This is a genomic window from Mucilaginibacter galii (assembly GCF_014635825.1).
Taxonomy (GTDB): domain Bacteria; phylum Bacteroidota; class Bacteroidia; order Sphingobacteriales; family Sphingobacteriaceae; genus Mucilaginibacter; species Mucilaginibacter galii.
The window spans coordinates 845,556-860,611 of the sequence record NZ_BMDO01000001.1 but is presented as its reverse complement, the minus strand read 5'-3'; the positions used below and the strand labels follow the sequence as shown (position 1 = coordinate 860,611).

At 43.7% G+C, this 15,056-nt stretch carries 15 protein-coding genes and 1 riboswitch; of the genes, 11 read left to right on the top strand and 4 right to left on the bottom strand.

The features are described 5' to 3' along the window. Nucleotides 1-88 precede the first annotated feature (88 nt). From uvrC to IEV61_RS03680, 3 genes are all read left to right on the top strand, one after another. Nucleotides 89-1,900 (top strand): excinuclease ABC subunit UvrC, encoded by a 1,812-nt coding sequence (uvrC, locus tag IEV61_RS03690; RefSeq protein ID WP_188413863.1) that lies wholly within the window; start codon nucleotides 89-91, stop codon nucleotides 1,898-1,900. 244 nt (nucleotides 1,901-2,144) lie between these two features. Then, nucleotides 2,145-2,999, top strand: a complete 855-nt coding sequence (locus IEV61_RS03685; protein ID WP_188413861.1) for a DUF4349 domain-containing protein — start codon at nucleotides 2,145-2,147, stop codon at nucleotides 2,997-2,999. A gap of 70 nt (nucleotides 3,000-3,069) precedes the next feature. Further along, nucleotides 3,070-3,273, top strand: coding sequence for a hypothetical protein (locus tag IEV61_RS03680; RefSeq protein WP_188413859.1), 204 nt, complete (start codon nucleotides 3,070-3,072; stop codon nucleotides 3,271-3,273). 73 nt (nucleotides 3,274-3,346) lie between these two features. Here the strand turns inward: IEV61_RS03680 and gldB are convergent, their stop codons facing one another. Beyond that, nucleotides 3,347-4,390, bottom strand: a complete 1,044-nt coding sequence (gene gldB / locus IEV61_RS03675; protein WP_188413857.1) for a gliding motility lipoprotein GldB — start codon at nucleotides 4,388-4,390, stop codon at nucleotides 3,347-3,349. Nucleotides 4,391-4,458: 68 nt separating this feature from the next. On the opposite strand from gldB, the gene IEV61_RS03670 reads away from it, so the two are divergent. The 6 genes from IEV61_RS03670 (at nucleotide 4,459) to IEV61_RS03645 (ending at nucleotide 10,213) form a co-directional block, all read left to right on the top strand. Further along, complete coding sequence (locus tag IEV61_RS03670) at nucleotides 4,459-6,114, top strand: NAD+ synthase (RefSeq protein WP_188413855.1); 1,656 nt, start codon at nucleotides 4,459-4,461, stop codon at nucleotides 6,112-6,114. Nucleotides 6,115-6,362: 248 nt separating this feature from the next. Beyond that, on the top strand, nucleotides 6,363-7,031 hold the full coding sequence (locus tag IEV61_RS03665) for a DUF4136 domain-containing protein (protein WP_188413853.1): 669 nt from the start codon (nucleotides 6,363-6,365) through the stop codon (nucleotides 7,029-7,031). A gap of 148 nt (nucleotides 7,032-7,179) precedes the next feature. After that, a riboswitch (TPP riboswitch) is annotated at nucleotides 7,180-7,280 on the top strand. 94 nt (nucleotides 7,281-7,374) lie between these two features. Next, nucleotides 7,375-8,094: a class I SAM-dependent methyltransferase gene (locus IEV61_RS03660; RefSeq protein ID WP_188413851.1), complete on the top strand. Its 720-nt coding sequence runs from the start codon at nucleotides 7,375-7,377 to the stop codon at nucleotides 8,092-8,094. Between the two features lie 13 nt (nucleotides 8,095-8,107). Then, nucleotides 8,108-9,157 carry an AIR synthase-related protein gene (locus IEV61_RS03655; protein WP_188413849.1) on the top strand — a complete coding sequence of 350 codons (1,050 nt, stop codon included), beginning with the start codon at nucleotides 8,108-8,110 and terminating at the stop codon, nucleotides 9,155-9,157. Beyond that, nucleotides 9,157-9,798 (top strand): thiamine phosphate synthase, encoded by a 642-nt coding sequence (locus IEV61_RS03650; RefSeq protein ID WP_188413847.1) that lies wholly within the window; start codon nucleotides 9,157-9,159, stop codon nucleotides 9,796-9,798. Before IEV61_RS03655 ends, IEV61_RS03650 begins: the two co-directional genes overlap by 1 nt. Nucleotides 9,799-9,955: 157 nt before the next feature. Continuing rightward, nucleotides 9,956-10,213 carry a Trm112 family protein gene (locus IEV61_RS03645; protein ID WP_188413845.1) on the top strand — a complete coding sequence of 86 codons (258 nt, stop codon included), beginning with the start codon at nucleotides 9,956-9,958 and terminating at the stop codon, nucleotides 10,211-10,213. 134 nt (nucleotides 10,214-10,347) lie between these two features. Here IEV61_RS03645 and IEV61_RS03640 read toward each other — a convergent pair whose 3' ends face one another. Then, nucleotides 10,348-11,250 carry an NmrA family NAD(P)-binding protein gene (locus tag IEV61_RS03640; RefSeq protein ID WP_188413843.1) on the bottom strand — a complete coding sequence of 301 codons (903 nt, stop codon included), beginning with the start codon at nucleotides 11,248-11,250 and terminating at the stop codon, nucleotides 10,348-10,350. A 153-nt stretch (nucleotides 11,251-11,403) separates the two neighbouring features. Here IEV61_RS03640 and IEV61_RS03635 point away from each other — a divergent pair, with 153 nt between their 5' ends. Then, the gene (locus IEV61_RS03635; protein ID WP_188413841.1) at nucleotides 11,404-11,889 is read left to right on the top strand and encodes a MarR family winged helix-turn-helix transcriptional regulator; all 486 of its coding nucleotides are present in this window, start codon (nucleotides 11,404-11,406) and stop codon (nucleotides 11,887-11,889) included. 127 nt (nucleotides 11,890-12,016) lie between these two features. Here the strand turns inward: IEV61_RS03635 and IEV61_RS03630 are convergent, their stop codons facing one another. Both IEV61_RS03630 and IEV61_RS03625 read right to left on the bottom strand, forming a co-directional pair. Continuing rightward, entirely contained in the window at nucleotides 12,017-12,643 is a 627-nt protein-coding gene (locus IEV61_RS03630) for a DUF3885 domain-containing protein (protein WP_188413839.1), read from the bottom strand. Nucleotides 12,644-12,825: 182 nt separating this feature from the next. Further along, nucleotides 12,826-14,325, bottom strand: a complete 1,500-nt coding sequence (locus IEV61_RS03625) for a gluconokinase (protein WP_188413837.1) — start codon at nucleotides 14,323-14,325, stop codon at nucleotides 12,826-12,828. Between the two features lie 150 nt (nucleotides 14,326-14,475). On the opposite strand from IEV61_RS03625, the gene IEV61_RS03620 reads away from it, so the two are divergent. After that, nucleotides 14,476-15,048 (top strand): hypothetical protein, encoded by a 573-nt coding sequence (locus tag IEV61_RS03620; RefSeq protein WP_188413834.1) that lies wholly within the window; start codon nucleotides 14,476-14,478, stop codon nucleotides 15,046-15,048. The last annotated feature ends 8 nt before the right edge of the window (nucleotides 15,049-15,056 follow it).

Below are 15,056 nucleotides of genomic sequence, written 5' to 3'. Positions count from 1 at the left end.
ATTTAAACAAAACCTTTGCAGTCGTTATTTATCAATCAATGTTACTATCTGTTTATACGCCCTTTTAGGGGGCCGGGGGCTTGAGTTTATGTTTGACTACCGCGAAGCATTAAAAAATATACCACATAAACCCGGTGTATACCAATATTGGGATGAAAGCAATACCCTTATCTATATAGGCAAAGCTAAAGACCTGCGTAATCGCGTGTCGTCTTACTTTGTAAAAGACCAGGGGCTTAATGCCAAAACACGCGTACTCGTTTCTAAAATACGCAATATAACTTTTACCATAGTTGATACCGAGGTTGATGCCTGGCTGCTGGAAAACAGCCTCATTAAAAAGCACAAGCCAAAGTACAACATCGATTTAAAAGACGATAAGACCTACCCTTGGATAGTGATCAAGAAAGAGAACTTTCCACGCATCTACTGGACACGTAACGTTATCCGCGATGGTTCCAAGTACCTGGGTCCATACCCATCGGTAAGTATGATGCATACTATTATAGGGGTTATCCGCGAAACCTATGCACTGCGTACTTGTAACCTGGCTTTAACGCCCGAAAACATTAACGCCGGGAAGTTTAAAGTTTGTTTAGAGTACCAGTTAGGCAACTGTAAAGGCCCTTGTCAAAACTATCAAACGCAAGAAGATTACGACCGTAGTATTATTGAGATTCAGGATATACTAAGCGGTAAAATAGGTAACGTGGTGAAGGGCCTTAAAACCGACATGGAACTGGCGGCTGTTAACCTTGATTTTGAACAGGCACATAAGCTTAAACGGAAGTACGACCTGCTGGAAAAATATCAGCACAAATCTACAGTAGTTAATACTTCCATTACAGATATTGATGTGTTCAGCATTGCATCCGAAGAAAAATATGCCTTTGTAAATTACCTCAAGGTAATGAATGGTACTATCACTCAAACGCAAACTCTGGAGCTGAAAAAGCGCCTGGATGAAAGTGATGAGGAACTGTTAACCCTAGCTATCTCTGAGTTCAGGACCCGGTATAACAGCCAGTCGAAAGAAATTATTGTGCCTTTTGACATTGAGCTGGACGATGAAAAGATAAGGTTCACCGTGCCCAAAATGGGGGAGAAGAAGAAGCTGCTCGATTTGTCGGAGAAGAACGTACACTTCTTTAAGCGCGATAAGATGGAGCAGTATGAAAAACTGAACCCTGATGTACGTACCGAAAGGTTATTAACGCAAATGATGAAAGACTTGCGTATGAACCAATTGCCCAAGCATATAGAGTGTTTTGATAACTCCAACTTTCAGGGTAAGTACCCGGTATCGGCTATTGTGGTATTTAGAGATGCTAAACCATCAAAAAGAGATTACCGCTACTTTAACGTAAAAACAGTAGAAGGCCCCAACGATTTTGCCACCATGGAAGAAGCCGTTTACCGTCGCTATCGCCGTATGCTGGATGAAGGTGGCACCTTGCCGCAACTGGTTATCATCGACGGTGGCAAGGGGCAATTATCTGCCGCACTAAAAAGTCTCAAACTCTTAGGTATCGAAAAGCAATTGACCGTAATAGGCATAGCCAAACGCCTGGAAGAACTATTTTACCCAGGCGACCAGTACCCCATGTACCTGGATAAGCGTTCGGAAACCCTGAAGATCATCCAACAACTGCGCGATGAAGCTCACCGTTTCGGCATTACCGCCCACCGTAAAAAGCGCGATAAAGGTACATTAGCCACTGAACTCGAACTTATTCCGGGCGTAGGGCGTTTATCTGCAGAGAAACTATTGAAGTACTTTAAATCTGTTAAAAAGATTCGCGAAGCCAAGTTGGAGGAGTTGCAGGAAGTATTAAACTTGAAACAATCGCAGGCTGTGCTGAACTATTTTAAGGAGGAAGCGGTTGATGGTGAAGAGTAAAAAGCTACTCTACGAAAAACTTATAAAAAACCGCTGTCATTTCGAGTGTTAACGAGAAATCCTGTTCGATATAGTCGTTAGCCGACCTAGCACTCTAAACAAGATCTCTCACTGCCGTTCGAGATGACAAGTTATGGTTAAAAGGCTCTTCAAGTAACAAGTTTATCACATAAGATAACATTGGGTTACTTTAGTGCCTTTCGGGTATCAATATAGAAATCATTTAAACTTTAACATTATGAAAATGAGTAACTTATTGGTGCTTCTGGCCGTGCTTTGCCTTTTTGGAGCCTGTAAAGGAAGTGGTAATTATGAAGCCGTGAATAACAAAGATATGAGCACGGCCGACACCGTGGCTACCGATACGACAGCGAGCAAACTTGTGAAAACGGCCGAAATGAATATCAAGGTGAAGGACGTTCCGGCGGTGAGCGAAAGCATTGTAAATCTCACCACAAAGTTTCATGGTATGGTAACGCACCATCAAATGCAGTCGGACGAGGTGCGTTCGCAAGATATGCCACTAAGCAGCGATTCGCTCGTTAGAGTATCAGTTATGCGCACCACGGCCGGCATCACGGTTAAAATCCCTTCAGATAGCCTGGAACAATATATGACCCGTGTAGAAAAGCTGGGCCTGCATGTGAACGTAAGGCGTATGGATATTGAAGATAAAACACTCGATTACCTTACGGCACAATTGAAACTGAACAGCAGAAATCAACTCATTAGTCAGCAAAAGGCAGGTAAAATCAAGATCAAGAATCCAGCCGATGTGCTTTGGCTTAAAGACGACATGATAGATGAGAAAATTAACAACAAAAGGATAAACGATGCCGCCAAAAACAGCGTTGTGGATATGAGCCTTTATCAAAGCGATACCATAGTTAAAGAACATATAGCTAACGATGATCCGGCGGCTTACCAGTTATCGTTCTTTAAGCGCTTACTTTTTGCGCTGTCTAACGGCTGGAATTTATTTGCTGCTTTTATTATTGGATTGGCTAATTTGTGGCTGTTCTTGCTGGCGGGTTGCGGAGTTTGGCTGCTTATCAGGTTGTATAAACGTAGGCAGGTACCTGCCATTAATACAATTTAAAATATCTGCAACCAAATGAAGATAATTAGCTAAACATTTTTATTTTTGCAGCAACATAATTGTCAAAACTATGAACTCGGTAGAAAAAGCTAATTCATTAAATATATACGTAATCATAACCATTGCTGTTATTGTAGGCATAGTAGGTGTGTTCTTCCGTTTCCTGGATGAAATATTCGGTCATGGTTTTATATTCACCAGCGTATCTAACATCATATTAGTAATTGGCATCCTGATCTCATTGAAAGGTGTTTTTACAATTTTGAAATCGTAAAGTAAATTTATTTTATATATCAAAAAGGCTTCCTGTTTTTCAGGAAGCCTTTTTTGTTGGCATAAGCTAAATATTATTTAGGATGATAGCCTGCCTCGTTCAAAATTTGTTGAGCATCCTGCATAGCTAAGAGTTGTTGTACAGTAGTATCAGGGTGCTTAATAATGTACTGCCTTACAATTTGCCACCCGGTCCAAACGGCCAGTTTAGGTGCCGATTCATTTTTTTCGCCCAATCCGGGAGTAAAAGGGGCCTCGTTCAGGTATTTTTGCAATTTTATATAATCCGTTTCATAAAGCAGGTTTTCCTCAATAAAATATCCCCAAATATTAGCCTCAAAGGCTTGGCACCATTGCATTTGCTGTGATGTATAGCCTATCTTAATACTGTCGGCTACATTGGGGAGTAAAAGATCCATGAGGTACATCATTTTACCCTCGTAAACCATTTTAGCCAGCAGCGATTTATCGCGGCCGCTCTCAGGAAACATATCCTCTCGTAAAATGCCTTCTACTACCCTCGGCGCAATGTTTTCGGGCGTAAAGCGGCGCGACAGGTAATGCGGAAAAGTGTTGATCAAGGCCGGATAGAACTTAGATTTGGCTCCCAAAAACATATCCAGCCCAATACCAAAATAACCATTGCCTAAAGTAGTTTGTGCTTGGAAACCTGAAAAGTAGGCATACACTTTAGGCAGATGCTTTTTAGGGAAATAGTATTTGATGCGCTTAAAAGCATCTGTTAATTCTTCTTCTTGCTTATCTAAATTGGGGTATACAGAATCTACTTCGTGCTTTAAATCTTGGTAGGGCTTGCCGGCAAAAACCTGGCGCAGGTTACTAAAATAGGTGGTATCGGTAACCGTACCGGCATTTAAGATGCGCTCAATATAATCGGTATAAAAAGGGCCATACTTACGTTGAAGCACAGTTGCTTGCGGTTGCATAGACTTTTTAGCCATTTGATTAAAGTCGTGGTCAAAGCGCTCAATATGCACCTGGAGGTCAATGTTGCTAACATCTACCTTATCCTTACCGCTATGACAGGCACAAAGTAGCGTGGCTGTAAATAAAAACGCGTAAAAATGTTTTAATTTGCTGTTGTAGAGTATCGTCATATTACTTTCAACAAAATTAGAGGTTTATGGTTGCATTTATACCGGCAACCGTCCAGCAAATGTATACTATGAAAATTGCACTGGCCCAGCTTAATTACCATATAGGTAATTTTGATTCCAACACCGAAAAGATTATAAACACCATACATGCAGCACGCGGCAAAGGTGCCGACCTGGTTGTATTTGCTGAACTATGTATAAGCGGGTACCCTGCCCGCGATTTCTTAGAGTTTAAAGAATTTATAGGCCTTTGTGAGCAGTCGGCTCAAACTATTGCCACGGCCTGCACAGGTATTGCCTGTATCATAGGTATACCCAAACACAACACCAACCGTAGCAAAGGTGGCAAAGACCTGCATAATTCGGCTTATTTTATAGCTGATGGCAAAGTGCAGCAGGTGGTTAACAAAGCGCTGTTGCCCAATTACGACGTATTTGACGAGTACCGATACTTTGAGCCCGAAACCGAATTTACGTGCGTAGAATACAAAGGTCATCGTATAGCCTTAACCATTTGCGAAGACCTTTGGAACGATATAGAGAACCCACTATACGTAACCCGCCCCATGGATAAGCTGATGGAGCAAAAGCCCGATGTAATGATCAATATTGCAGCCTCGCCTTTTGCTTACAACCATGATGAAGAGCGTATAGCCATCCTGAGCGATAATGCCAAACGCTATAACCTACCCCTGTTTTACGTAAACCACGTAGGTGCGCAAACCGAAATTATTTTCGATGGTGGTTCGTTAGTGTTTGATAATCAGGGGAAAGTAATAGATGAGTTGCCTTATTTTAAGGAAGTAATAACTTATTACGACTTGAGCGATGATAGCCAGGTTACGCCACAACAACCCGTAACCTTGATGCCGGAGCGCCAAAGCGATATTGAACAAATACACCAGGGATTGATACTTGGTATACGTGATTATTTTTATAAATCGGGCTTTAAACAGGCCATACTGGGGTTATCTGGTGGCATAGATTCTGCCGTAGTTTGTGCTTTGGCGGCCGAAGCCTTAGGTGCCGAGAATGTAATGGCTGTGCTATTGCCGTCTAAATATTCTACCGGCCACTCCATTACCGATGCCGAAGATTTAGTTGAAAACCTGGGCTGTATGAGCGAAACGGTTGAAATTAAGTCAATTACCGATGCTTTTGAAACTGCCCTGCACCCGCAGTTTGAGGGCTTGCCCTTCAATATTGCCGAAGAAAACCTGCAGGCACGCAGCCGTGCAGTAGTGTTAATGGCCATGTGTAATAAGTTTGGCTACATACTGTTAAATACTTCCAACAAAAGCGAGGCTGCGGTAGGTTATGGTACTTTATATGGCGATATGTGCGGCGGTATATCGGTATTGGGCGATGTTTATAAGACACAAGTCTATCAGTTAGCCAATTACATAAACCGCGATAAAGAAATTATCCCACAGAACTCCATTGTTAAACCACCATCGGCAGAGTTGCGTCCCGATCAGAAAGATAGCGACTCGCTGCCCGATTATAATACTTTAGACACTATTTTGGTAGAGTACATAGAACACCGGCTGTCGTCCGGAGAGATCATTCAGCAGGGGTATGATGAGGCTACCGTTCGCCGGGTAATTAAATTGGTAAACACGGCCGAGCATAAACGCTATCAAACGCCGCCTATTTTAAGGGTATCGCCCAAGGCATTTGGCATGGGCAGGAGGATGCCAATTGTGGGTAAATATCTTTCATAAAACTTTATATAAGTTCATTAATTCTTCAAAAAACTTCATTTTTCCTCAAATAAATAGGGTGGTAAGGCTAACGTGTTTTACCACCCTTGTTTGTTGTAAATGATGGGATGATTTCTGGTTTAGGATCGCAAATTTTCGGCAACACTACGGCGCTGAAAATCACGTTTAATAAGACATCAAAAAATTATAAAAAACGGTTAAACCTTTGGACCTAAATTTGTCTAACAATTACTATCAAAAAATACATCATGAAAAGATTACTGCATATAGGTATGCTGCTGGCGTTGATAACCACGCTGGGAGCCTGCTCTACCGGCTACCGGTACTATACCGCCGGCCACGATGAGCTCAATTTACAACAATATAAATCATTCGCCTTTGCGCCGCGCCAGATGCCACGCCGACCCGACGGTGCCATTGCTGATAAGAAAGCTTTGGGTGCACGGTTAAATTATGTGAACAACAACCGTTACTACAACAACCCCGAGGCTATGCAAAAAATTAAGGCAGCCACCGAGGCCAGTTTGCAGAGCAAAGGTTTGACACTGCAAGAAGGCAACGCCGATTTGCTGGTACGCTACTCAACCCTGGTTGACCGCGGTACCCGTACCACCTATTACACGCCCTACTATGGTGGCTTTTATGGCTGGGGCTTAGGCTACGGCTGGGGACGCTACCGGTTTAACCCATACTGGTATGGTGGCTGGGGCGGTGGTTACGGTTATGGTGGCTACCCATTGCAAGAGCACTTTAAAGAAGGTGTACTGGCTATTGAGTTAATTGATGCCCGTACCAAAGAACCGGTTTGGATTGGTTACGGCAGTGGCGAGTTAAGCCGCGACCCTAAAAAGGTAATTACCCAGTTGCCCAAAATTGTGGAAGACATATTTAAGCGTTTGCCGGTTGCGAAATCGTAATTGCGGTTAACTGTTTAGTGTTCTAGAAAAGACCTGCTCTTACAGCAGGTCTTTTTTGTTGCAGTTAGGTTTCGTAATTGCCGAGGCAACGCATTTTAAAAACGTAAATACTTGTATTAATTTATAATATAAAAAACTACCTTAGCCACATACTTGCACGGGGTGCTTTCTTAAAAACAGAAGGCTGAGATAATACCCGATAAACCTGATACGGATAATACCGGCGTAGGGATGCATGGGCTCAATGTTATTTCCAGCGCAGCTGTTTGATGATATAAAGGCCTTGTTTCTGTACCCGTGTTTACGGTAAGGAGCAAGGCTTTTTTATTTAACCGCTAAACAAATGGAGCTCGAAAAAAACAACAGCTTTGGCCTCATGACCAAAAGCCTCACCAACTGGCAGGGGCGTAAAGAATGGTTTTTTAACCGCGAACACACCGACACTTACGAGCAATGGTACGAAGGCCGCTACAAACGTGCTGAAGTATGGCAAAAAAAGGTAATGGGCCAGTTGCTGGGCAAAGACCCGCGGGTAAAAGAACTGCTTGAGTTTGGCTGCGGCACCACCCGCTTTACCCGCTGGTGGCACGAGATAGGCATCGATGCTACCGGCGGCGATCTGTCGCCTTTTATGCTGGGCCAGGCCGTACACCTTTTCAAAGGCGATCTGGTCAATGCCGATTCGCACTTTATGCCTTTTAAAGATCACACCTTTGATGCCGTGGCCTTCATAACCACCTTTGAGTACTACCGCGACCCGGTACAGGTAATACGCGAGGCCGCCCGGGTGGGCAAGCATGGTATTGCCTTTGGTATGATGAACCGCAACTCGCCCAAGGTATTGCGCAGGCGGGTACAGCAAATGTTCGGTAAAAATCCTTTTTATGTTACGGCTACGTTTTACACACCATCAATGCTGATCGAAAAAATTGATGAGGCCCTCAAAGGCCGGCAGTACAGTTTGGAGTGGACGTGTACCGGCCTGCCCGAGTGGTTTCCAGTACAGCAATGGAGTGTGCCCGTGGGCGATTTTTTTGGTTTGTATGTAAAACTGTTAGACTAAATTCCGCCTACTTATGTCTTTAGGAAAAATAAGTAACGGCGGTTTCGAAGAAATCATTCTTCCACGTTGCGGCCATCCGCACAGTGAAGTTAAAAGCGGACCGGCTTTTGGGGTGGATGTATCGTTGGTGGATATTGGCGGCGGCACAGGACTGGCACTTACCAGCGACCCTTTATCATTAATAACGGCGCTGGGCTTGCAGGAATCGGCCTGGTTATCGGTACACTTAATGGCCAACGATATGGGCACCACCGGTTTTGCACCCATGTATGCCCAAATGGTACTCAACCTGCCACCCACCTTAACCAAAGCTGATTTTACCACCTACTGGAATTATATTCATCAATACTGCAACGATATTGGCGTAGCCATTACAGGCGGACACACCGGGAGCATAGAAGGGCAAAACTCCACTATAGCAGGCGGCGGTACCATGTTGCTTACAGCACCACTGAACAATATTTTGTTAAGCCATAAAGCAAACGCAGGCGATGTTATTATCATCACCAAGGAATGTGCATTGTCTTCTTCGGCTATACTGGCTATGTGTTTCCCGGAAACGGTAAAGAATAAATTGGGTAAAGAAGTTTATAACCAGGCTTGTGCCTTGTTTTACCAAACCTCTTCTTTACCCGATGCCTTGATAGCTTCGGGTGCCCACGAACCACATCACGAAGTAACCGGCATGCACGATGTTACCGAGGGCGGTGTGTTAGGGGCAGTTTATGAAATGGCCATAGCATCGGGTAATGGCGTACTGGTGGATAATAAGCTATTACCCAAAGGCAATGCACAGGAAAGTATCTGCAAATTATTCGGCATTGATAGCCGCTTTTGCGTAGGCGCGGGGTCAATGGTGATGGCCGCTAAACCAGAAGCCGCACCAAACGTATTGCAGCGCTTACAACAAAATAATATTAAGGGTACTGTTATAGGTGAGTTTACATCCAAAGAGCAAGGCTATAAATTAATAGATGAAGACGTAGAAGTAGACCTGCCCTATTACAGTACCGACCCATATTGGGCAGCATTTTTTAACGCTTATAAAGAAGGATGGAAGTAATGGGAAAATCTCATTCAATAACAGGCGGAATTTACCTGGTGCTCGATCCGGGTATGGAACAGGAACTATTGCTCAACAAATTGTCGGCAGCGTTAGCCGCAGGCATCAATGTAGTGCAAATTTGGAACAACTGGTCTGCCGGTATTGATAAATTAAAGTGGGTAGAAGCCGTAGCAGGCTTATGTAATACTTACCATGTTCCGTTATTCATTAATGAGGAATGGCAATTGCTTACACAATGCCAGGGTTTGCAAGGAGTTCACTTCGATACTATCCCTACCAACTACAAAGAGATTCAGCAAACTGTGGGCAGGCCATTCCTGTCGGGCATTACCTGTTCTGGCAATTTGAAAACAGTGGAATGGGCATATCAGCATGGCTTCGATTATGTGTCATTCTGCGCCATGTTCCCTTCGCCATCGGCCGGTAGCTGCGATATTGTAATGCCCCAAACGGTTAAGCAGGCCCGGGGTATGACTAACATGCCCATCTTTGTATCGGGTGGTGTTACTCCCGAAAACATAGCACTGCTCAAAAAAGAGACGCCGTTTGATGGCGTGGCCGTTATATCGGGCATTTTAAGTGCCGGGCATCCGCAACAAAAAGTAAAAGAGTATCAACAAGCTTTAGCAGCTGTATAATAAATGCACACTGTTATCTCGAACGATAGTGAGAGATCCTGTTCAAATTGCAAGGCGAATAACAGGCACAGAGTAACAGGATTTCTCGTTATCAATCGAACTTACAGGGTGGTTTAAATTTTTAGACAGCTCCTTGCAAAACTTAAAAAGAATTAACATGAAACTAAAAACCATTGAAAAACTGTGCTGCCCTTTTGATAAGCACGACCTTAATTTGCAGGTACTGGCCAAGGATATAGAAGATAATATAATAGAAGGAATTTTAACCTGCAGCACCTGCCAGCGCAAGTACCCCATCATCTACGGCGTGCCCATTATGGCCCCCGACGAATACCGCCAAATACCTTTAGAACAGCCCGTGATAGAAAAATGGAAGCTAAAGTATGGCATTGCCGATACGAAGTTGCTGCCTTAATTGGGGATTTAAGTCAAGCAACAAAAACACGTCATTGCGAGGTACGAAGCAATCCCTGCGTAGACTAATGAGGCGATTACCTGCCGTACAGCGATTGCTTCGTACCTCGCAATGACGTATAGGTTATTACATGCTTATCTTCCCCTTTGTCCCAATTGTTTAATCATCTCCAGCGCGCTGGTCCATGTTAAATCAGGGTAGCGGTCGTTATCTAACGTATCTATCTGCACGCTAAACATGCTTTGAATGTACTGACTTTGTTGCCAGCGTGGAAACACTTCCTGCTCGCCTTCGGGGTGGGCGGCACGTTCGCGCTGGTTATGTGCGCTTAAATCTGCCAGGGTACCCATAGGTGCCAGTTTAAAAGGTTGTTGCAGTACTTCGGTAGCCGTTTCGGCAATGCCATTAGCGCTTAACTGGAAGCTGGCAATGTGCAAAATGCGCGGGGTAGAAGCATCTAACGCGGCTGCGGCAGTAAAGGCGGCGGTATCATCCATGGTAGTAAAATCCATTTTCAAATCGGGGTTTTCCCAATAGCCTGCGGTTTTATCTTTTAGGTTAAGCAGGGGCGTGCCATAAGCCAAAATCTCGGCAAAGGCACCGTTCATGATAGAGGTAGCGGCAATAAGAGCTTGGTCCAGCCGCTCTTTAAACTCCCGGCGCAGATCAAAGTTGCGGTTTTCGCCGGGTGCAATCTGGGTAAAATCTGTAGAGAAATCGGAGGGGATAAAGCGTGGTACCCCGGCAGCCACAGCGGCATTAAGCAATAAGGTCTGCGTGTCTACAATTACATCGTGCAATCCCTGTAGTACCGATACTACGCAGGCTACACCTTCACAAGCTTTAGTAAGTTCTTCCAGGTTGTTCATATCGGCTGTAACCACATCTACACGGCTCTGCTTTAGGTGTTCCACTTTACTTTCATCAGAATTATGGCGAACGAGTGCACGAACGTTGGCTCCCTGTTCTAATAACGCTTTCACAATGCGCCCACCCAAATTGCCTGTAGCTCCGGCTACTAAAATTGTTGTTTTCATAAGTATTTTGTTGTGTGTTTTTTTAAGAAAGTTGAATGAGTTTTTATCACTCTTGCCTACTTTTGTAAAAGTAAACAATGTTTATTAATTGGTAAACATTGTTTACTAATTGGTAAGCATTGTTTACTAATTAAAAGTTTTGTAAAGTAACCTATGGTAGATAAGATTGAGAGCTTGCAATACGACGATGAGAAGAACTGGGGAAGGCTGATCTATATTGCCAAAAAGCATTTGGATGTATGGTCGCACCAAACTATCAGGCCGTATAACGGACATCTGAAGCTTTCTTACATGCCCTTGATTTTTAATATCAGCCCCGAAGGCAATACCAATACCGAAATTTCCAAAAAAGCGTTGATAGCCAAGCAGGCCATGAGCCGAACGGTAAAAGAACTGGAACAGATGGGCATGATTACCTCGGCACCCATAAAGCAGGATAAGCGCAGCTACCGCATTAACCTAACCGAAGAAGGCAAGAATTACGTGCAGGACGCCAACCGCGAAATGATTAAGCTGGTAGAACAGTACAAGCAATTAGTTGGCGAAACTGATTTTAATACCACGCTGGAGGTGCTGAGTAAAATTATTCGTTTTCATGAAACGCTGGGGGTATGTGTAGGGCAGGAAGAAAATGATTAGCGTTAGTTAACTGAATGGGTATGTTAGCGCACGCCTGTGGCTTGTGCCGAATGACATATTGCTGTTGTTAAAGCTGTTTTATAAGGGCTTATATTCTCACGCCACAGGCGTGCGCGCATATGGCGGTCTATATGTTTAAACGCTCAATAATGTCCGAACGATTTGCTTCCAAAACCAAATCATTTAATTCTACATAATAATCCTTCAAAAGTTGAATATTATTAGACACGAGATCGCATCCTCTGTCATCATACATCAAAGTTATTGTTGCTTTAGTGAGGTTGACAATATATAATTCACCCCTAATAATTGGTGTTCTACCAAAGTCAGCATGTGAAATTCCAACAAATATTCCTTTGAAATTAATATTACAAGCTTTATCTTTTATTATAACCAGACAAGACCTGTCAGCAACTGTATCACCGTTCGCCTTATAAATTGGTGCTTTTGAACGTTTAAACTGGTAGGTAGCCGTTGCTTCATTAAAAAGCTTGAACAGATAGCTATACTTTCTAATTTTTCTTCGTTTATAAGTATAACGTTGTAGCATAATTAGTACTTCATCATTTTTGCTTGTTGTTATTTCATGTATCTTGTTCATCCTCCTAACTACCTCTGTAAAGTAAGCATCATCAGATGTATCAAGCATTTCATCTTGCAAGTCAAACCTGAGTGCTGGAAACCCTTTAAAGAAAAGTGGTTGTGTAAGCTTTAAGCTTTTAAATACATTATCAAGAAAGCTGTGCAGTTGCATTATGAGGCTCATTTGATAAAGATATGTTATTGCTATTATTATAGTAACCTTAGTTTTAACGCTCTTTGTTACGGCAAATTTTTAACTTATGGGTGCCATGTCGTAAGCTATCAGTTTACAATCAAGTTGAAAACTTGCTGTATTCTCACCACAAATTTAAAGATTGCAGCAGCAATAAACTACTATCCCTGCTCCGTTAACCCATTCAATACCTGCATGCTTCCCTTCAAATCCTCATACACTTTCTTAAACAACGGGAACATCTTTGCATAAACTTTATGACTTTCGGCATCAGGTTCAATAACCTGGGCATCGGGCAGGTGAGGCAACTGTGTGTCGGGAAACAATTCCTGCATGGCTATGTAAACAGCACCCATGGCCGAAGCATCTTCCGTTTGCTGCACCACCAGCTTTTTACCGGTAATATTGGCCAAAATTTGCACCCACGTTGCCGAACTAATAAACCCTCCGCTGATGCTGATTTGCTTAATGGGGGTTGATGCCTGCTCAAGGGTATTCACCACATCGGCAAGGGCAAAGCATATGCCTTCTAACCCCGCCCGTAAAAAGTGCTGCTGGCTGTGCTGCGGTTGTATGTTGAGGTAGGCACCGCTGCTGTTGGCATCCCAAATAGGGGCACGTTCGCCGTAAAGATAGGGAAGAAACAATAAACCTTCACTCCCGGCAGGTACGGTGTTTATGGCTTTAAACAAGTCCTTATAATCTTCGTCGGTAGGTTTGCTAATGTTCAGGAACTTTTTGAGCAGCCAATCTAAAGCTATGCCACCGTTGTTTACTGCACCGCCGCTTACGTAGGTGTTATGGTTAAGCAGGTAATTAAATATCATGGCGGGGTAGTTGTAAACAGGTTGAGCGCCGGTAATGCGTACAGCACCGCTGGTGCCAATGGTGAGTGCTGCGGTTCCTGCGCCGGTTACGTGGCTGCCCAGGTTAGCACAGCAACCATCGCTGGCACCAATTACAAAAGGCGTATTGCCGGGGATACCCAATAATTTCTCAGCATCAGGTATTAAGGCTTTTTGTGTGTAGTTGGTGTCTACCGGTTTAGAAAGTTTATCGGTGGTTATGCCCGCCAGTTGGCAGGCTTCATCGCTCCATTGTAGCTTTACAATATCAAAAAGACCTGTTGCCGAAGCTAAAGAATAATCAACTTCAAAAGCATTAAACAGTTTATACCACAGGTACTCTTTAATGGAGATGAATTTCGCTGCTTTATGAAACAGACCGGCATCATGCTCTTTCATCCAAAGCAGTTTGCACAAAGGCGTCATGGGATGAATAGGGGTGCCGGTTTGCCTGTAAATAGCTTCGCCCTGGGGGGAGGCACGTAATTGGGTGGCCAGTTTTTCGCTCCTTGTATCGGCCCAGGTAATCATGGGGTGCAGGGCAGTACCTTTATCATCAACCGCAATAAGGCTGTGCATAGCACTGCTGAAACTTACGGCCGCAGGCGGGCGTTTAATCTCGGCGGTTACATCTTTTACGCAGTCTACAAAGGCCTGCCATATGGCTTCGGGGTCTTGTTCGCTGTAGCCGGGTTGCGGTTCGTTAATGAGGTAGTGGTGCTGTGCCGAAGCAAGTACGGTACCTTTTAAACTCAAGCCCACTCCTTTAGTGCTTCCGGTACCAATATCTATCCCTAAAATGTATTCTTCTTGCATGATTGTAAACTTCGGCTCAAATATAAACCCTGCGGGCAACGATGTTATTGTGTGAATAAATCATTTTACAAGCACACTTGTTTTAATAAACTCAATGCCTGTAAATATATGGCATGAAAATAGCACAATCATTAAAAATAAATACATACCATGCGTGCCATCAGCTTTCCTAAAATAAACCTCAACAAAGCCAAAGACAATTTAAAGGCTGGCTTAACCCAGCTTTCTAAAGGCGGTTTTCAGAAGATCTTTAACCAGATAGATCAGATGGGTATCAAAAAAGGGGTGGATACTATGGGTATAGACAAGTTCATTACCCAGTGTGCATTGCTGGCCGCCGGATCGGGCGCTATAACAGGCATTGGCGGTATTTCAACCATGCTTATTGGCGTACCGCTGGATATGATTAACCTGATTACCCAGCAATTCAGGGTAACCATGGCGGTATCTTACCACAACACCGGTAAATACAAGCTCAGTTTCAGCGAGTTTTTCAAGATCGTGGCCAGTTCGCTTAAGGTGGACGCCGGTATAGCCATGAGCAAGAATATTATGGAGGAAGTGGTAGAAAAACTAATGATCAACATCGGCTCTAAAACCGCCGAACGCCTGGTGCCAGTAGTAGGAGCAGTGGTTGGCGGTGCGGCCAACTTTATGTTCATCAAACGAGTGGCCGGTAACTTGAAAAAGAACCCGTCGCCAGCCAATGTGATCAAGATTTAACAGGTAAA

Bases quoted from the DNA above. Each gene is read 5' to 3' on its own strand.
- IEV61_RS03655 (WP_188413849.1), top strand. From the start codon at position 8,108: ATGTCTTTAGGAAAAATAAGTAACGGCGGTTTCGAAGAAATCATTCTT.
- IEV61_RS03685 (WP_188413861.1), top strand. From the start codon at position 2,145: ATGAGTAACTTATTGGTGCTTCTGGCCGTGCTTTGCCTTTTTGGAGCC.
- uvrC (WP_188413863.1), top strand. From the start codon at position 89: ATGTTTGACTACCGCGAAGCATTAAAAAATATACCACATAAACCCGGT.
- IEV61_RS03640 (WP_188413843.1), bottom strand. From the start codon at position 11,250: ATGAAAACAACAATTTTAGTAGCCGGAGCTACAGGCAATTTGGGTGGG.
- IEV61_RS03660 (WP_188413851.1), top strand. From the start codon at position 7,375: ATGGAGCTCGAAAAAAACAACAGCTTTGGCCTCATGACCAAAAGCCTC.
- IEV61_RS03625 (WP_188413837.1), bottom strand. From the start codon at position 14,325: ATGCAAGAAGAATACATTTTAGGGATAGATATTGGTACCGGAAGCACT.
- IEV61_RS03650 (WP_188413847.1), top strand. From the start codon at position 9,157: ATGGGAAAATCTCATTCAATAACAGGCGGAATTTACCTGGTGCTCGAT.
- IEV61_RS03645 (WP_188413845.1), top strand. From the start codon at position 9,956: ATGAAACTAAAAACCATTGAAAAACTGTGCTGCCCTTTTGATAAGCAC.
- IEV61_RS03665 (WP_188413853.1), top strand. From the start codon at position 6,363: ATGAAAAGATTACTGCATATAGGTATGCTGCTGGCGTTGATAACCACG.
- IEV61_RS03630 (WP_188413839.1), bottom strand. From the start codon at position 12,643: ATGCAACTGCACAGCTTTCTTGATAATGTATTTAAAAGCTTAAAGCTT.
- IEV61_RS03620 (WP_188413834.1), top strand. From the start codon at position 14,476: ATGCGTGCCATCAGCTTTCCTAAAATAAACCTCAACAAAGCCAAAGAC.
- gldB (WP_188413857.1), bottom strand. From the start codon at position 4,390: ATGACGATACTCTACAACAGCAAATTAAAACATTTTTACGCGTTTTTA.
- IEV61_RS03635 (WP_188413841.1), top strand. From the start codon at position 11,404: ATGGTAGATAAGATTGAGAGCTTGCAATACGACGATGAGAAGAACTGG.
- IEV61_RS03680 (WP_188413859.1), top strand. From the start codon at position 3,070: ATGAACTCGGTAGAAAAAGCTAATTCATTAAATATATACGTAATCATA.
- IEV61_RS03670 (WP_188413855.1), top strand. From the start codon at position 4,459: ATGAAAATTGCACTGGCCCAGCTTAATTACCATATAGGTAATTTTGAT.